This window comes from Mycobacterium sp. URHB0021 (assembly GCF_054057895.1).
The window spans coordinates 1,949,367-1,965,167 of the sequence record NZ_JBSRZT010000002.1 but is presented as its reverse complement, the minus strand read 5'-3'; the positions used below and the strand labels follow the sequence as shown (position 1 = coordinate 1,965,167).

The following is a 15,801-nucleotide window of genomic DNA, read 5'->3' as shown; positions in this document are numbered from 1 at the left end:
CCTCACGATTGAAATAGAAGCTGCCTTGTGGCGAAACGTTCGCCACGGCAGCCACTACCTGTGTCGGCGGCTCCACGCCTACAGGCTGGAGTTTGATCGGGCCGGAAGCGACGAGCGCGTGATGGTTCGATCAGGTGAGCCGAGGGCTCTACTCAGCGGCGAGCCGGGCGAACCCCTTTACGCCTTCGGGCGCCAGGCGCCGTCTTCGTCGGGGTCTTCACCGCTTCATCGCCCACTCGGTGCTGCACATCGCGCCTTCGATGGTGGCGTTGCTCGGCGCCGGCATTCTGGTGCTGATCTCGCGGCTGTAACGATCCGACTACCTGTCCAGCGTCGAGTGGGAGATGCTGCTGTTTTTCGCCGGACTGTTCATTATGGCCGGCGCCCTGGTCAAGACCGGGTTCATTGACCAGTTGGCCCGGGCGGCCACCGACGTCACCGGCGGCAACGCGCTGCTGACCGTGATGCTGATCCACGGCGTCTCGGCGCCGGTGTCGGGCATCATCGACAACATCCCCTGCGTCGCAACGATGACACCCATCATCGCCGAGCTGGCCGCGAACATTCCCGACATGGCGCACCCGGACGTGTTGTGGCGGGCGCTGGCGGCTGGGCGCCGACTTCGGCGGCAACCTGATCCGCGAAGCCCCGGCCTGGATAGTCAGCTAATTGTTCACGCCGACCCGAAGTGTTGTGCGGCCATACTGGACCGGGTGGACGCGCAACGGACAATCAAGGCATTGACCGTCGACACCGGGGGCACGGTGTTGGACTGGCATGGGGGTGTGACCGCCGCCCTGGCGCGGGTGGGCGGCCGCCGGCGGGTGGAACGGGATTGGGCAGAGATCGCTCGTATCTACCGACGCCGGGCACTGCAGAGGATGACGGGATCGGTTTCGCCCGACTTCAACATCGACGATGTTCATCGAGATGTGCTGGGGGAGTTGGTGTCCGAGCATGAGCTGACGACATTCAGCGTCGATGATCGGAAGGAGATCTGGCGTGCGTGGCACGAACTGGATGCGTGGCCAGACGCTGCAGAGGGGCTGGCCCGGATGCGTCGGCGCAACCCCGTCGTGTCGCTGACCATCCTCAGCACCGCACTGATGGTGGATGTGTCCCGTCGCAACGGGATCGACTGGGACTGCGTGATCACCTGCGAGATGCTCGGCGTGTACAAGCCGCGCCCAGAGGCTTACCGGGGCGCAGCCCGTTTGCTCGGGGTCCGGCCTGACGAAGTCCTGATGGTGGCCACGCACAACTTCGACCTGCTGGCCGCGCGCGACGTCGGCTTCCGCACCGCGTTCGTCCACCGCCCCGACGAGTGGGGCAGCGCGGGGCCACCCGACCCGGTGCCCGACCCCGCGCACGACATCGTCGCCGCCGACTTCCTCGATCTCGCCCGCCAACTCGGCACCTAAACGACACCGCCGCAGCGCCTAAGCTTAGTCCACCGAGCTGACAGAGCCCTCGGCTCGCGCCAGGGGAAACCTGGCCCCATCAGCGCGCATGGGGCGTCGGCTCGCTCGACATCCAGACAGGGCGCCCTTGTCGCGCCGCCCAAGGCGAACGATCACAAATCCTTCGCCATGATGGCCTGATCGTGGATTGGTACGGCAATCACGTGCCACGCGCGCCTCTGAAACCGCCGGAGATTCAGCCGTTCGACGACGCACTCATCGACCAGCTGACCATCAACGCGCGCGCCGGCTACAGCGAATTGGCCACCCCGCTGGGCACCTCCGCATCGACTGTGCGCCGCCGACTGGAGCTGCTTCTCTCCGCCCACGTGGTGCGCCTGGCATGTGAAGTGGACCTCCACCTGCTCGGCATCGCCAGCGAGGCACTGCTCTGGATCGCCACCGACCCCGGCGGCCTGGAAGCGACCGCAAACGCGCTGAGCCGACACTCGCAGGTGCGTTTCACCGCCGCGACGACCGGGGCCGCTAACCTTCTCGTGGCCGTCGCCGCCGAAAATCTCAACGGCCTCTACACCTTCCTCACCAAAACGGTTGGATCGCTCGACGTCGTCCGCAGTCTGGAGTTGACCCCGATCCTCAACTCGGTCAAACGGACCGGCCGGGTCCGCCCGTCCGAACCGTTCGCGATGGCGTCACCGTGATGGCGATACGAACTTCGAAATCCCTGTCGATATGCGTCGAGTTGAGCGCCGAGAGTGCAAGGGCGAGTGTGGACCTTGCGGGTCACGGCGTCTACGACGCCACGAAAGACGTTAGGGTGGTGGCGCAATGGTGGGGCCGGCCCGTATGCCGGAGCCAACAGCCTCGGTCGAGTCCCGTGGCCGCGATGGTCGTGCTCGACGTCGACCCGCGTAACGGCGGCGACCAGTCCATCGCCGCGCTCGAACATCGTCACGAGCCGTCACCGGAGACCCTGACAACGATCTCCGGGCGCGGCGACGGCGGCAGGCATCTGTTCTACCGCCGTCCTTGGGGCAAGATCTCAGCGAAGCGGTTAGGGCAGGGAATCGATATCAAAACGTCGTTTGGGTATGTGGTCCTTCCGCCGTCGATCCATCCCGACACCGTAGGTCGTGCACCCGAATCTCTCACCCGGTGGCGGCCCCGCCAGTATGGCTGTTCGAGCTACTGGCGCCTGAGCCGCAGGCTGCGGCGATGCCGAAGCCTGACCGATCGTTTCCGACGTTCGCCGGCCCGCGCTCCCGGACGCGTTCAGCGCAAACACATCCTGGGCCGACATCCTGCAGCCGCATGGCTGGGCGTGCCTTGACGCTGATCCTGACGCGGACGGCACCCGCTGGCTGCGCCCGACCGCGACGTCATCCTGCTCGGCCACGATCAGGAACCGCTGGTTGTTCGTCTACTCCACGAACACCCCATTCGAGGTGACCGAGCCCGGAGCCCCAACGGCTACACCAAGTTCCGGGCCTGCGCGCTGTTGAACTACACGCGCGATCTAACCGCTGCCGGCCGGGCGCTCAAGAAGGGGCTGGCGTGATGATCGACGCTGATTCTGTTGACGTGATGCACAGTGCCGACGGTGCCGAACTGCTCGACGAGGTGCTCGCCGTCCTTACCCGCTACGTCGTTTTGCCGAACACACATGCGGCCGCAGCGGTGACGTTGTGGATAGCCACCACTCACGCTTTACCGGCGTTCGGCGAGATCGACCGCGCCCGTCACACCGTCCAGACGGTCGTCTCGGCGACTGAGCGGCGGGGCGTCACGGGAGGCTGAGTCGTGTCCGTCGGCGCCGAGCCCAACCGGATGAGCGCTTGCGGGTAGGCCTCTGCGTCGAAGAGTTCGCACGCAAGTACCATCCGGTCACGCATGTCCGTCATCGGTTCGGTCAGGGCACAGGACGGCAGTCCCAGCGCGGTGGCAGAGAGCAGCAGGTGGCTCAGCGCCTCCCCGGCGCGCAAGCGCATGGTGTCGTCGTCGGTGCCGGTCGCGAGGACCAGCAGGAAGCCGTCGGCGGCGCGGGGCTGCTCGCCGTCATGAGCGTCGGGGCCGTAGGCCAGCCGAATCACCCCGTCCGGCAGGCGGTTCCAGCGCAGCTTGGGCACGACGCTCACCTGCACTCCGTATCGGGCGGCGCGGATCAGGAGCAGCTCGAGCGTGGCCGGCGGTAGCGGTGAGGCGGAGTAATCGCGGCGATCCGATCTGCGCCGCGGGATGGCGGTCGCCAACTCGACGGCTCCGTCGGTCGGTGCGCGGTGGATCAACTCGAAGGACGCCATGTGGCCGCTGCCGTCGGGGAATCGCCGGATCCGGGGTCGCCAGCCCGCCGCAGCCAAACTCACCGCACAATGATCCAGAATGGCGCCGCAGCCCAGCAGCACGTTGCGCCGGTCGGCGTCGGTGTCCCCGACCCCGCGGTCCCAGTCGGCGTCGAGGTGGAGTCGGGCGGCGTCGACCTGCCATCGCCACGGCTGCGAATTGCGCAGCGAGGGCGCCCACGCGGCGAGCCCCAACACCCTTGTCAGCGTGGCGGCGTCGGGAAACTCGCTTGGCAACCCCGTCTCCATCGTGACCTCACAACCATCTGACCTCGCATTTTAGAACATGTGAGCGGTCAGCTTTCCACCGCCCGAACGGGCCGACCGCTGCGGAGTCAGCCGCGGAACCGGCGGCTCGTGTTGCTCGATGTGACGACTTGATGGCAGCGCCCGGGAACGCGTAGCCCCACAGCGCCGCGAGGGCTAGCCTGCACGGATGCCATCGACGCCTCTCCCTGTGGTGCTAGCCACGCTCACCCTGCGCCGCAGGCTGAAGCAACTAGCAGACATGCTGGTGCCGCCCGAAATCGCGATGCTGGATCTTGGCGAGGGGGTCGGCGGCGTCCAGATTGCCGCGACCATCGCCGAACTCGGGATTGCCGACGTGCTCGCCGGTGGGCCGATGACCGCGCCGCAGATCGCCGCCCGGATCGACTGCGATGAGGAGACCACGCATCGCCTGCTGCGCGGCGCGGTCGGTTGCGGTCTCTGCACGATGGACCGCCGAACGGGAGCGGTGAAGCTGACCCGAACCGCAGCTGTGTTGCGCAGCGACCATCCTGCTTCGCTGCGGGCCTGGATGCGCTATAAGGGGATGCGGTCGACTGTCAACGCGTGGGGTGGCCTGGCCGCCAGCGTGCGAAGCGGCCAAAGCGCCTTCGCGCTCGTACACGGGATGTCGGTGTGGGAATGGTTAGCCGCGCATCCGGACGAGGAAAGCATCTTCGCTGCGACGATGCGTCAGGCCACCGAGATCAGTGCCCGCGCCATCGCGCGCGCCTATCCGTGGCCCGACGGTGCTGTGGTGTGCGATGTGGCCGGCGGGATCGGCACGCTGCTGTCGGTCATCGTGACCGAGTCGCGCGCGCACCTGCGTGGGGTTTTGGTCGACAGTGCGGGGATGATCGCCGAAGCCGAACGATTCCTCGCCGACCGCGATGTTGCTGACCGCATCGATCGCGTCGAGGGCGACATCTTCCGCGCCATCAACGCCACCGCCGACGTGTACGTGCTCAAGGATGTACTTCACGACTGGGACGACGAACGCTGCGGGAAGATCCTCGCCGCGGTGGCGGCGAGCATGCCCAGTGGCAGCCGGCTGGTGGTGGTCGAATATCTCCAGCAACGTAATCGCCCGAATCCGTTTTCACCGCTTCTCGACCTGCACACGCTGACCCAGAGGGACGGCGGACGCCTGCGCTCGGTGGCCGACTTGTCGGCCCTGCTCACCGAGGCGGGCCTACGACCTACTGGCCGCCGGTTCTCGGTCGTACCGCACGACCTCATCGAAGCAGAGAAGATCTCATGAGAGGCATCGGGTTTGGGATCGGCTTGATGGGGCCCACCCCCGCGCATGGACCACTCGCGGCTGCCGATACACCGCACTCGCATGATTCGACCGCCGGCAGCCCCTGAGGTGCAGGGTTCTGGCATCCCTTGTGTAATGAAACGATTTCATTTTAGGAGCGGCACTGTGACTGTCTCCGAATCGCCGCGGGCCGCCCAGTCCCGCCAGCGCATCCTGGCCGCGGCCGGAGGAGCTCGCTGAAACCGGGGACCTGGAGATAGCCGGGGTCTGCCGGCGCGCCGGTGTCAGTCTCGGACTGCCGGACCGATATCTCGACAGTCGCAGCGCACTGCTGGTGGCAGTGGTCGAGCAGTTCTACTTACGACTGTGTCATGCCGCGGCCGGCCGTGCCTAGGGCAGCCGTATCCGCGTCAAATCAGTCGTGTCGAAAGTTGTGGTCTTCCAGCGGCGCCGAGCTCGCGGAGGGGAAAACAGATTCGGAGGGCAACGGCAGCGCCGGTAGCTTGGTCAGCTCGTCCACAACAGTTCTCCTTGCACGCACGAGATACTCGCAGCCGACACAGTTCGAGATCGATATCGGAACGCGGCAGCTTCGCTCCAATTCATGTCAACCAATTTGACACGGAAACTCTGTCACTGCCCGCGACATCCGCAGACATTCGACGAAGCGAAAGCTTTTGAGGTCGTGGTGACCGACGCTCCATAACAATGAGTTGTGAGCAATATTTCGCTATTTCGCTGGACGCAAATCCATTTATAGATGAAGGGTGGTCAGAATGTCGGGAAACTGGAGGAAATGCTCAACGCAGCGCAGATTGGAATGTTGCCCCCAGTCGGCGAAGTCCCGTCGGGCCTGTCTTGGAGGATCCATGTTCGGCCATCAGTGCGTGAAACTGCTGCCCGTGCCACGAACGACCCCACTACGCCGTCGGAGCGATGGGTTGGCCGATTTTGATGTCGCCGCGACCCGCGACAGTCGGCCCCGCACATTGACCCTGGATCTACACTTTGTCCGGCGACGGCCAGCCGCTCACCACATCGAATTCCAAACGTGGCATGGGGATAACGTGACGCCGTGGCCGATATTCGAAGGCGATACAGGCACCACCACACCTCCGGAACTCGTTCCGATCAGCGCCCATGTGTTCGAACCCAAGCCGGTGCACATCGGCGGTGTCACGATCGCGGGTATGCGCCGAATGTTGGGGTGATCTCGTTGAAGAGCTCGATAGGGCGGCGATTTCGTTCACGTTGTGTTGCCGGATGAGAGACTTTTCGACGCGAGCATGTCCAGGACAGCAGGTCGTCTGGCCGAACGACATCGGCGGATAAAGAGCGTGTTTGTTTACGACGCTAGCTTCGGAACGAAATCTGCCCGCGGTGCGTCAGTGCCACTTCTATTTGGTGAGTTAATGTCGCCATTGGAGGGGTCCGCGCGTGCCGGCGCACAGATGACGTTGTCGGCTGCGACGGGTTGTTCGGTGTGAGTCGACCGATCTATTTGGGGGCGTGCGGTGGCGAGGTGGGTCGGCCGGTGGTGGCGCCAATCCGACCATTTCGAGTGGATGAGCGGTTACCTGCAGGCTCGTGGCATGCTGACGTTTACTCGCGTAGGCCTTGCGGTCATGGTGTCCTCGTTGGCGGCGATAGCGATTCTTCTGACATTCAGTTCGACGGGGTCCCGCGGCACGGTGGCGGTAGCGATGACATGGTTGGGGGGCATCGGCGGATTCGCCAGCGCTCTGCTGTGGTTTGCGCGTTGGCCCAGCAAGGCACAGTCGATCGTTCTTACTATCGCTGCCACCGTCAATATCGCACTGGTCTGCCTCGCCCAAAGTGATCCCCTAGTCGGTTTGATGGGATGCACGGCATTTGTCACGGTCGCTGGCTATATCGCGTTTTTACACACCGCCCCCTACGTCCTGTACAACTTCGCGGTCGCCGCTGTCGTCGCCGGCATGGAAGCTCTACGGCTGGCGTCGACGGGTCGGGTGATAATCGCTGTCACCCTTTTGTGGCTTGCGCTGGTGTTGAATGCCGCAGTGCCGTTCGGGATTCAAACCGTGGTACATGCGCTTGGTGTGGATTTGGTGCGTTCTGATCGGGATCCGCTAACGGGTCTGCTCAACCGCCGCGCGTTTTACCGGAGGCTCGCCGGCCTCATCACCGCCAACCGTATGCGCGGCGATTGCTATCTGGCGGTGGCGATGTTGGATTTAGATCGCTTCAAGGTGCTCAACGACACAGAAGGCCACGCTGCTGGTGATCTGGCCCTAGTGGCGGTCGGGCAGGCTTTGCGCGATAACAGCCCGGACAACACGCTGATTGGCCGCACGGGCGGTGAGGAATTTTTGATCGTCCACACCTCGGCATCCCCGGATATCATGGGGATGGCCAAACGACTTTGTGCAGCAGTCGCCTCTATCCCAGGTCCGGTTACCGCCAGCGTCGGCACAGTGAGCGTGCACTTCAAGCGGATCAAGGATCGCTCACCCGAGCATGTCATCGACAGACTTGTCACAGAAGCTGACGCTGCGATGTATGCCGCAAAACGCAAGGGCGGCAACCAGGTTGCGCATAGTACGGCGATAGTTGGATTTGACTGAGTCAGCCGGCTGCTGGCGGTCGGACCGCGATCGACCCCGCGGAGCCGGCATCTCCAATACGCTGCGGTGCCACGCGCTCGTCACAGTGACGGCATTGATAGCGGTATACGAGGGGAGATGAGGAGCGGTCGGCCAGCGACCGCGTCACTCGGGCTACACCCGCCAGGATCTGGGTGCAGCGCCACCTAGCAGTTGAGTCATTCACTAATCGATTGCGTCGTAGATCCCGCAGGACCTGTGCGCAACAGCTGCGTACCTGACTGCCAGCCGTCGGCGTAGTTGAACAACACCGCATCCAGCCTCAGGACTTTCTGGGGACGTCCTCGACGACCTCCGCTAGGCAGCCGGCCATGCGTCCGAACCCCAGCATCGTGTTGCCCGGACAAGGCACTGCACGACTTGCCGGAGGTCGCGGCTAGCCGCGAACTGCGCCCGTTGAAGATCGGCCGATGTCCCGCGGTTGAGTACGCGGGCCAGCAATCTGCTGATTGAATCGAATTCACCATGCTCGCGCAGATCGGGTTCCAGCTGCGCGGCGACGCGCCGGATCACCAGGGTCGCAGGCATAATCGCCCCGCTGACCGGATCAAACAGTTGCCCCCGAATCCCGTCGTGCGCGGCGCGCCACCGTGCCGCAATGATCGTCGCATCCGATACCTCAGGGGCATCGCGCTCTAATTCTCGCGCGAGGGTTCGCACCAGTGAGCGCAGCAACCCGGCATGCAGGATGGCATCGTCGATGTCCGTACAGATGTCCGCGGCCCGAAACTCCAGTGTGGGGTAACGAATCGACGGCCGGACATCCCAGTACAACGTCGACGCGTCGTCGATGACCCCGCCGGCGATCAGATCGGCCACCACCCGCTCGTACGCGGCAGCACTCGGCAGCAGCGGCGGCACGCCGGATATCGGCCACATGGACCACCACATGGTGCGGAAACTGGCAAATCCGGTATCCACCCCCTCGTGGAACGGTGAACTCGACGTCAGGGCAGCCAGCGCAGGCACATACGGCCGGACGCGATTCATGATCGCCAGCGCGGTCGCCAGGTCGGGAACCGAGACATGCACATGCAAACCGCAGATGTTCTGGCGATCCGCCAGGGCTCCGAAGCGATCCGCCAGGCGGTCGTAGCGGGGCAGTCGGACACGCTGCAGATCCTGCCAGCGGGCGAACGGGTGCGTACCTGCGACTAGGATCGCCGCGCTCGACTGCGCCGCCGCTTTGCTCGCCGCGCGGCGCGCCTTGACCAGGTCTTCGCGGAGTTCGGTGAGGGTCCGACACACCTGCGTCCCGATCTCGAGCTGGCTGGACTGCAGCTCACCCTTCACATAGTCTTTATTGACGAACTGTACTGCGGCACTGACTAATTCGCCAGTGGTCGGATCGACGAGGTGATATTCTTCCTCGACGCCGAGCGTTTCTCCCGCGGCCGGGTCAGATGTCGGCATGGTTATCCTCCGACAATGGAAGCCAGCGCAGATAGTGCTGCAGCGCAATGGAACCCAGCGGCATATCATTTCCGCACCGGTCACCCCACTGCCGATACGTCCTCAGCACGTGGTTGTAGATGCAGCCGTTGAAGACGATCACGCACCTGTCATCGCTCATGGGCTGAGCACCGGTGTCACTAACGTCGATGGCGGCCAGCCTCCGGCGCCCCAGGGCACCGGGACCGTCGTGCCGCACGCCGGCGCCACCAGGTCCTCGGGGAGCCAGGGCATGAGCCGTCTCGAAGGTTGCCTGCGGATCCGCCGCGCAACCATCAATGCGGTTCTCGCCACAGATACCGCACATATCGCATCCTGAGGCCGCAATTCGACACAACGGCTGCGCGGTGAGGTCCGGTGTGGTCCAGTACCCACGTCGCAGCTTCCGAAGCGCCCGGGCTGGACTTCAGATCACAGCGGCATACCCGTTGACACGTGCGTCAAACGTTGTGGAGCTATCGCGATTCGAGCGTCTCAGCCGGGGTATTCCAGCGTTGTGGATCAATCGAAAGCGCCGCTGTTGGCGGCGTTGGCCGACTATCACCGCAGCGAGCGGTACGGCTTCAGCCCGCCCGGACACCGTCAGGGCCGCGGAGCCGATGAGCGGGCACTCGCCGTCCTCGGCAAAGACCCGTTCCGCGACGACGTGGTGGCCTCGGGCGGACTCGACGATCGATTGTCTCGCGGCGGGTTCCTCTCCGAAGCCGAAGACTTGATGGCCGAGGCCGTTGGCGCGGATTCGGCGTTCTTCTCGACCTGTGGCAGCTCCTTGTCGGTGAAGGCCGCCATGATGGCGGTGGCCGGCGGAGCGGAGGGCGGTCTGCTGGTCGGCCGAGACAGCCACAAGTCGGTGGTCTCCGGCCTCGTTTTGTCTGGCGTGCAGCCCTGCTGGATAACGCCGCAGTGGGATGCGAAGCGGCACTTCTCGCATCCGCCGTCGCCCGATCAGGTGCGCCAGGCGTGGGAGAAACATCCGGAGGCCGCGGGCGCACTGGTGGTCAGTCCCAGCCCCTACGGGACGTGCGCCGATTTGGTCGGCATCGTCGAGGTATGCCATGAGCGGAACAAGCCGCTCATCGTCGACGAGGCCTGGGGTGCTCACCTGCCCTTCCATGACGACCTGCCGACGTGGGCTATGGACGCCGGCGCCGACGTCTGCGTAGTCAGCGTTCACAAGATGGGGTCGGGATTCGAGCAGGGTTCAGTGTTTCACCTACAAGGTGACCTGGTCGACAGCGATCGGCTGGTCAAGTGCGCGGACTTCTTGATGACGACAAGCCCGAATGTGATGGTATACGCGGCGCTGGACGCATGGCGGCGCCAGATGGTCGAGCGCGGCTCCGACTTGCTCGGGGCTGCATTGGAATTGGCGCGTAATGTGCGTCAGCGCATCAACCAGATACCGGATATCACCGTGATGGAGCACGAGTTGCTCGGAAATCAGGCATCACACGACTTGGACCGCCTACAGGTGTTGATGGACATCGCCGACACGGGTACGTCGGGATATCAGGCGGTCGACTGGATGCGCGAGCACTGCCTGCTCGACGTCGGCGAAGGCGACCATCGCCGCATGGTCGCCAAGATTTCCTACGCCGACGACAAGCACACCACCGAACGACTCCTCGACGCATTGACATCATGGCGCGACGCCGCCCGCGGCTTCGATGCCCCGCCTCAGATCGATCTGCCGTCGCCAGAAGAGATCCAATTGGAAACCGTGATACTGCCGCGCGAGGCGTTCTTCGGGCCGACCGAAATGGTGCCCGCGGAACGAGCGGCGGGCCGAGTGTCTGCTGAACTCATCACGCCGTATCCGCCAGGCATTCCGGCGGTGACGCCCGGCGAACTGCTCAACGACGCAGTGATCAACTACCTGCGCACGGGTGCGGACGCGGGGATGAACCTCCCGGATGCGTCGGACTCGCAAGTGCACAAGTTCAAAGTGGTCGCCTAGGTTTACGGCCGCCAAGTCTGCGGCGGGATACAGACGTTCGTAGACAGGCAATTAGATCGTCAACAAATTGCACTGGCGAGCCGACGCCCTGTCATGCCGACTGCCCCCTCCCGGTCGGGCGGGGGGTGGTGCGCGGCCGACTTCGGCTCGGTGGCCGACCGCATCCTGGTCCGCCGGACCGACGCCGGTCTCGCGAACAGGGTTTCAGGAAATGTCGAGTTCTTGTTTCGACCCCGCGTCGGGGGGTACCGGTCGCGGTATAACACCATCGCAACACAGGGGGAGAGTCAGGTGAAGATCAAGAAAACGGCCGGAGCCGTCGCGGCCACGGCCGCCATGTTCGGCCTCGGTGCGGTTCCACCAGCCTGGGCGATCAGCAATATTCAAGTAATGGGCGTGGCCGAAACGCTCAAGGATGTCAACGGCCCGTTGATCGGTTACACGGTCACGGGCCTGATGCCGAGCTCCGACCCCGTTCCGTACCCGGTCGCCGGCCGGCTGTATGAGGCTACGGTGAAAGCCGACGCGCTGGTCGGTACGGTCATGCCGGCGGTCTGGGATTTCAACGCCCGCGCCGAGAGCGGGGCCAACTATCGCGCGCTCGCCAATGTCTCCAGCCTCAGTGCAGCGCCCATCGGGCAGGGTGGCAGCTCCACCGGCAAGGTCTACTTCGATGTCGTCGGCGACATGCCCAACAGCGTCGTCTTCAACAATGGCTTCGAAGACATTTTGGGCTGGATCCAACCGCCCGGTATCTCACCCGGTGGCTCGCCGACCGGCGGTGGCGGTGGCGGCGGTGCCTCCACCGGGGCCAACGGCGGTGCGACCGGCGGCGGTGGCAATGCACAGTTGGGACCCTTTGGCCCGGGCGGTAATACGGGCGGAGATTCGGGTAACGGCGTTACGGGCAATGATCCCGGCGCCGGTGGCGGGGCGACCGGCTCCGGTGGCAGCGGAGCCGCCGGAGATACCGGCAGCGGGGCCGCGGGCGGCGGGGCCGGCTGACTTCGTTCCGGCACCACATGCCGGTAGCGCGGGGGGCCCGCCGGCTGACGTCTGCTTCCCCGGTTTAGCCGGATATTCCGGCGTGCTTGCTGACGTGCTATCCACTGAGGCGGATAGTTGGGCCTGGCACGCAACGTCAATGATGCGCACTTCGTCGGAAAACGCGCTCGCGGTCTGTATAGGCGGCGGATGGAGCGCGGCGTCGAAACGCCGGAATACGTCCATGGACTGTCAGCACGCATAGGCGCGGGCCAACTCGTCGGCGCCGGGTTGAAGACATCCGACGAACCATGCCGATCTGTATCTCGTCGCGTTACCCAGTTTTCAGAGCGAGTTTGGGTGCGCTGTCGGTGGAAGTGGACACGGGACTTCGCTGTAGGCCAGAGATGCTGTGGCCGAGTCAGTGCTTCGGTCGCCAGGTTTGCGGCGTGATACGGCCTCCGTAAATGGGAAGCTCGATGGGGCGGTCGGTTTCGGCGAACTGCGACCACGGCTTGGTGACCCCGGCCGTACCGTGGTCGCGAGTGCGACGGACTTCATCGAGGTCGATGGTGGCCGCGAGCACGGTCTGTTCGGCGCCGACAGCCGCGGCCAATATGCGTCCCTGTGGGTCGACCAGCAGGCTGCGGCCTTGTCCTCGAGGGGCCGCCGCATTGACACTCGCGACGAAGACCTGATTGACGATCGCGTTGGCTTGAGCCAGCACGACTTCCTGCGCGCGGTCAGCGGTCGGGGTCAGGACAACGTTGAGTAGGAGTTCGGCACCCATCCAGGACAGCTGGCGAGAGACTTCGGGGAACCACGCGTCGTAGCAGACCGTCAAACCGACAGTGCCTACGTCGTTGATGGGCAACGTGACGAAGTCGTCTCCCGGCTCACACTTCTCCACCGGACGCCACGGAAACACCTTGCGGTAGCTGGCCGCCAGTTCCCCGGTGGATGAGAACACCACCATCGTGTTGTAGATCAGTCCCGACTCGGTACGTTCCAGGATGCTGCCTGGAACCAGCCAGATGTTGAGTTCTGCTGCGAGGCGGGCGACTTCGCGGCACAGACGCCCGCCGAGCGGCTCCGCGTGCCGGACTGTACTTTCGGCATCCCAGGGGTCCCATGAGCCCAGAAGGTGTTGCTCCGGGAACACGAACATCGACGTACCGGGATACTGCCGCACCAGGATCTGCATCCGGCGGCCGAAGTCCTCCGGCGAACCGACGGCGTCGTCCTGTACGAGAGCGAGAGACAGTTCTTTCGCCATGACCTTCTCGATCCTGAAGTAATTGAGTTGAGAAACGGTAGGCAAACGGGATGTAGCGGGCGCTGCGGGATCGAACTCCTTGAGGCGCCCATATCAATACCCGCATCGCTTCCGATTATTCGGCGAGGCGTTCACTATCTTGGTGGAGGAGTACTGCGAAACCCGCCGGATACGCTGATCGGCTGAGTTCCGGCTGCTGCAGTTCGCAGGTTGTCGCCACCACTTGGTTCCGCCGGGCACCCGCTGATCATGTCTGACGGCTGTCGAACCGTCATCGAGCCGACTCAACACCGGCGTAGTCAGGTGACGAGTAAGAGCCGATATGCCCGGCGTTGCTCCACAGGCTGCCCTTGCGTGCCGCGCCTAAGCATGAGGGCGTTTTCGTGGCTGACGACGTGTCACCGGCGACCAACTCTTCGCGCGCCCCAATAAGTCCTGCCCGCGGACGCGAGCCCGCCGAGCCCGCCCATGAGGAAGAACGTCCCTTTCTTCTCTGCTGCGCCGTTTATCCGCTAGCCCTGCGGGTACATCGGGCGTTTGGAGCCAATGAAGGAGGACACCGTGGCTACTGGAGAAACCGGATTCGACGACGTCACATTCGATCTTATTTCGGTTCAATATCATTCGTTGAAGGCGGGGCATGACTACGGCCAGTACGTACGTGATGCGAAGAACGCCGGTCTAGACGACATTGCCTCATTCTTCGAAGAGGTGATGGCGCAGGATTCAGACCGCGCCCACAAGTGCCACGACTTTCTCAAAAAGATCACCGCCTCCTCGCAGTCATAGCCCCTCGGGCTTCGCCGGTTATGTGTGCCGGGGCATTCGCGTAGCCGATGACGGCGATGCCGCGGGACGTTCAAGTTTGATCTCATGTGGCGAGCGGTGGTCGCTGGTCGGTTCGGTTTCGTGGTTGACCGGTGTGCGCCCGACCAGTGCCACAGCCCGTTCTGTCACGGTTGAAGAATGGGTGACAAGCGGCTAGCGGCGCAAGCAACCGCCCCAACGAGGTGCAGGATTGACGATGAGCGAGCCCACCAACAGTCGCATCACCGTGCACGTCGCCGACGACTACGAAGATTGGTTTATCCACGGCCTCGTCGCTGTCCAACTCACGTTCCCCGTCCCAACTACCAGGATCGAAGCTGCGGGCAGCCTCGAGAAGGTGATCGCACCGGTCATCGAGCAAGCCGAAGCAGCGACCCATCGATGGAGCGCACCGCACATCTACGTGATGGAACTGCACTACGGCGTCAGTGCCTATACCAGCGTGCACCGCAGCTACCAAGGCGCCCGGCGCAGCCTGACCGACTGCTGCGCAGAATGGGGCATTCTTGATTTGCTTGCCAGCTCAGAGATGGGTGCCCTTGGCACACCCGGAACTGGGGTACCGAACGCCGATGAAGACAACCAACTCACCTACGGCATCAGCTACCTCGAGGTCGAGGAATGAAACACGGGGAGCACCGTGCAACTTCCCAAGGCCGGCTAAATATCGCCCGTAAGCATGGTCGCATGGCCATCACGGTGCAGGTGTGCCGTAGGACCGCCACGGCGCACAGAGTCGTCACCGCTTTCCGGTAGCCATCGGCGCCGGCTTGCCCTGTCGTGGGCAGGGCGAAGCGTCCGTGCTTCTGCCAGCTGGCTTGAGGAAGAACGATCGGTTGCCGCCAGCTTGTTGGTCAGATTTCAATTGCCGTTGACACGAGACAGCCGGGGCCACTGCCGCTTCACCGGACTGGTTAATCGTGTCACGTTCGACAAAGTCCGCGAGCTGGGCTTCGAAGTCTTCCGTAGCCAACGCGCGTCGGTTCAAGCAGCGCGACGCCTACACGCAGCCGACGTCTCGAAATTAAGGCGTCGGCGTCGTCGTCAGCGCCTTCGGCCTGACTTGGTTGCTCGGCTCCCGACGTCATCATCTTCGGATCGGCGTCGGGATCGCGGGGCTGTGGATCTTCTGGTCCCTGGTTCGGTCGATTCATCGCCTGCCTTTCGTCTACAAGCGCCGCATACCCACGTGACCCTTGTTTATCCGCATCGGTCGGTCGAAGCCGCCGGCGGTTGTAGCTTCGCCGCGATAGCGCATCTGAACGCGGCGGCGAACGGGGCACCGGGATGTCGCCTCGCAGCAACCGTCTCTGGCTACAGAGTTTCGTCTAGGAGACACCGGCACGGTCCCTCGCGGAATTGCGGTTGTAG

15 protein-coding genes and 1 pseudogene are annotated in these 15,801 nt (G+C 64.0%); 12 read left to right on the top strand and 4 right to left on the bottom strand.

From position 1 onward, the window contains the following. Positions 1–224: 224 nt before the first annotated feature. The 5 genes and pseudogenes from ACVWWN_RS11930 to ACVWWN_RS11910 form a co-directional block, all read left to right on the top strand. Positions 225–636, top strand: a pseudogene (locus ACVWWN_RS11930) (SLC13 family permease); the annotation flags it as partial. Between the two features lie 77 nt (positions 637–713). Then, a complete protein-coding gene (locus ACVWWN_RS11925) occupies positions 714–1,421 on the top strand; it encodes a haloacid dehalogenase type II (RefSeq protein ID WP_457144079.1) in 708 nt (235 codons plus the stop codon). Positions 1,422–1,624: 203 nt separating this feature from the next. Continuing rightward, complete coding sequence (locus ACVWWN_RS11920) at positions 1,625–2,122, top strand: Lrp/AsnC family transcriptional regulator (RefSeq protein ID WP_457144078.1); 498 nt, start codon at positions 1,625–1,627, stop codon at positions 2,120–2,122. After that, positions 2,122–2,751, top strand: a complete 630-nt coding sequence (locus tag ACVWWN_RS11915; RefSeq protein ID WP_457144077.1) for a bifunctional DNA primase/polymerase — start codon at positions 2,122–2,124, stop codon at positions 2,749–2,751. Before ACVWWN_RS11920 ends, ACVWWN_RS11915 begins: the two co-directional genes overlap by 1 nt. Positions 2,752–2,978: 227 nt before the next feature. Continuing rightward, the gene (locus ACVWWN_RS11910) at positions 2,979–3,218 is read left to right on the top strand and encodes a hypothetical protein (protein WP_457144076.1); all 240 of its coding nucleotides are present in this window, start codon (positions 2,979–2,981) and stop codon (positions 3,216–3,218) included. Here ACVWWN_RS11910 and ACVWWN_RS11905 read toward each other — a convergent pair. Continuing rightward, positions 3,161–3,997: a nitroreductase gene (locus tag ACVWWN_RS11905; protein WP_457144075.1), complete on the bottom strand. Its 837-nt coding sequence runs from the start codon at positions 3,995–3,997 to the stop codon at positions 3,161–3,163. The genes ACVWWN_RS11910 and ACVWWN_RS11905 overlap by 58 nt on opposite strands. Before the next feature lie 199 nt (positions 3,998–4,196). Here ACVWWN_RS11905 and ACVWWN_RS11900 point away from each other — a divergent pair, with 199 nt between their 5' ends. The 3 genes from ACVWWN_RS11900 to ACVWWN_RS11890 all read left to right on the top strand — a co-directional run bounded on the left by ACVWWN_RS11900 (position 4,197) and on the right by ACVWWN_RS11890 (position 7,894). Continuing rightward, entirely contained in the window at positions 4,197–5,288 is a 1,092-nt protein-coding gene (locus tag ACVWWN_RS11900; protein WP_457144074.1) for a methyltransferase, read from the top strand. A gap of 1,067 nt (positions 5,289–6,355) precedes the next feature. Beyond that, the gene (locus ACVWWN_RS11895; protein ID WP_457144073.1) at positions 6,356–6,499 is read left to right on the top strand and encodes a hypothetical protein; all 144 of its coding nucleotides are present in this window, start codon (positions 6,356–6,358) and stop codon (positions 6,497–6,499) included. A 354-nt stretch (positions 6,500–6,853) separates the two neighbouring features. Further along, positions 6,854–7,894, top strand: coding sequence for a GGDEF domain-containing protein (locus ACVWWN_RS11890; RefSeq protein WP_457144072.1), 1,041 nt, complete (start codon positions 6,854–6,856; stop codon positions 7,892–7,894). 336 nt (positions 7,895–8,230) lie between these two features. On the opposite strand, the gene ACVWWN_RS11885 is transcribed toward ACVWWN_RS11890, so the two are convergent. Continuing rightward, a complete protein-coding gene (locus ACVWWN_RS11885) occupies positions 8,231–9,430 on the bottom strand; it encodes a carboxylate-amine ligase (RefSeq protein WP_457144071.1) in 1,200 nt (399 codons plus the stop codon). Continuing rightward, entirely contained in the window at positions 9,333–9,692 is a 360-nt protein-coding gene (locus ACVWWN_RS11880) for a hypothetical protein (protein ID WP_457144070.1), read from the bottom strand. Before ACVWWN_RS11880 ends, ACVWWN_RS11885 begins: the two co-directional genes overlap by 98 nt. Before the next feature lie 189 nt (positions 9,693–9,881). Between ACVWWN_RS11880 and ACVWWN_RS11875 the strand changes: the two genes are divergently transcribed. Both ACVWWN_RS11875 and ACVWWN_RS11870 read left to right on the top strand, forming a co-directional pair. Then, positions 9,882–11,342, top strand: coding sequence for an aminotransferase class I/II-fold pyridoxal phosphate-dependent enzyme (locus ACVWWN_RS11875; protein ID WP_457144069.1), 1,461 nt, complete (start codon positions 9,882–9,884; stop codon positions 11,340–11,342). Positions 11,343–11,633: 291 nt separating this feature from the next. Beyond that, on the top strand, positions 11,634–12,347 hold the full coding sequence (locus ACVWWN_RS11870) for a DUF1942 domain-containing protein (RefSeq protein ID WP_457142274.1): 714 nt from the start codon (positions 11,634–11,636) through the stop codon (positions 12,345–12,347). Between the two features lie 400 nt (positions 12,348–12,747). Here ACVWWN_RS11870 and ACVWWN_RS11865 read toward each other — a convergent pair whose 3' ends face one another. Beyond that, on the bottom strand, positions 12,748–13,602 hold the full coding sequence (locus tag ACVWWN_RS11865) for a carbon-nitrogen hydrolase family protein (RefSeq protein ID WP_457144068.1): 855 nt from the start codon (positions 13,600–13,602) through the stop codon (positions 12,748–12,750). A gap of 561 nt (positions 13,603–14,163) precedes the next feature. Between ACVWWN_RS11865 and ACVWWN_RS11860 the strand changes: the two genes are divergently transcribed. Beyond that, complete coding sequence (locus ACVWWN_RS11860; RefSeq protein WP_457144067.1) at positions 14,164–14,391, top strand: acyl carrier protein; 228 nt, start codon at positions 14,164–14,166, stop codon at positions 14,389–14,391. A gap of 235 nt (positions 14,392–14,626) precedes the next feature. Beyond that, entirely contained in the window at positions 14,627–15,055 is a 429-nt protein-coding gene (locus ACVWWN_RS11855; protein ID WP_457144066.1) for a hypothetical protein, read from the top strand. The last annotated feature ends 746 nt before the right edge of the window (positions 15,056–15,801 follow it).

Bases quoted from the DNA above. Each gene is read 5' to 3' on its own strand.
- ACVWWN_RS11855 (WP_457144066.1), top strand. From the start codon at position 14,627: ATGAGCGAGCCCACCAACAGTCGCATCACCGTGCACGTCGCCGACGAC.
- ACVWWN_RS11915 (WP_457144077.1), top strand. From the start codon at position 2,122: ATGGCGATACGAACTTCGAAATCCCTGTCGATATGCGTCGAGTTGAGC.
- ACVWWN_RS11890 (WP_457144072.1), top strand. From the start codon at position 6,854: ATGAGCGGTTACCTGCAGGCTCGTGGCATGCTGACGTTTACTCGCGTA.
- ACVWWN_RS11865 (WP_457144068.1), bottom strand. From the start codon at position 13,602: ATGGCGAAAGAACTGTCTCTCGCTCTCGTACAGGACGACGCCGTCGGT.
- ACVWWN_RS11900 (WP_457144074.1), top strand. From the start codon at position 4,197: ATGCCATCGACGCCTCTCCCTGTGGTGCTAGCCACGCTCACCCTGCGC.
- ACVWWN_RS11880 (WP_457144070.1), bottom strand. From the start codon at position 9,692: ATGTGCGGTATCTGTGGCGAGAACCGCATTGATGGTTGCGCGGCGGAT.
- ACVWWN_RS11910 (WP_457144076.1), top strand. From the start codon at position 2,979: ATGATCGACGCTGATTCTGTTGACGTGATGCACAGTGCCGACGGTGCC.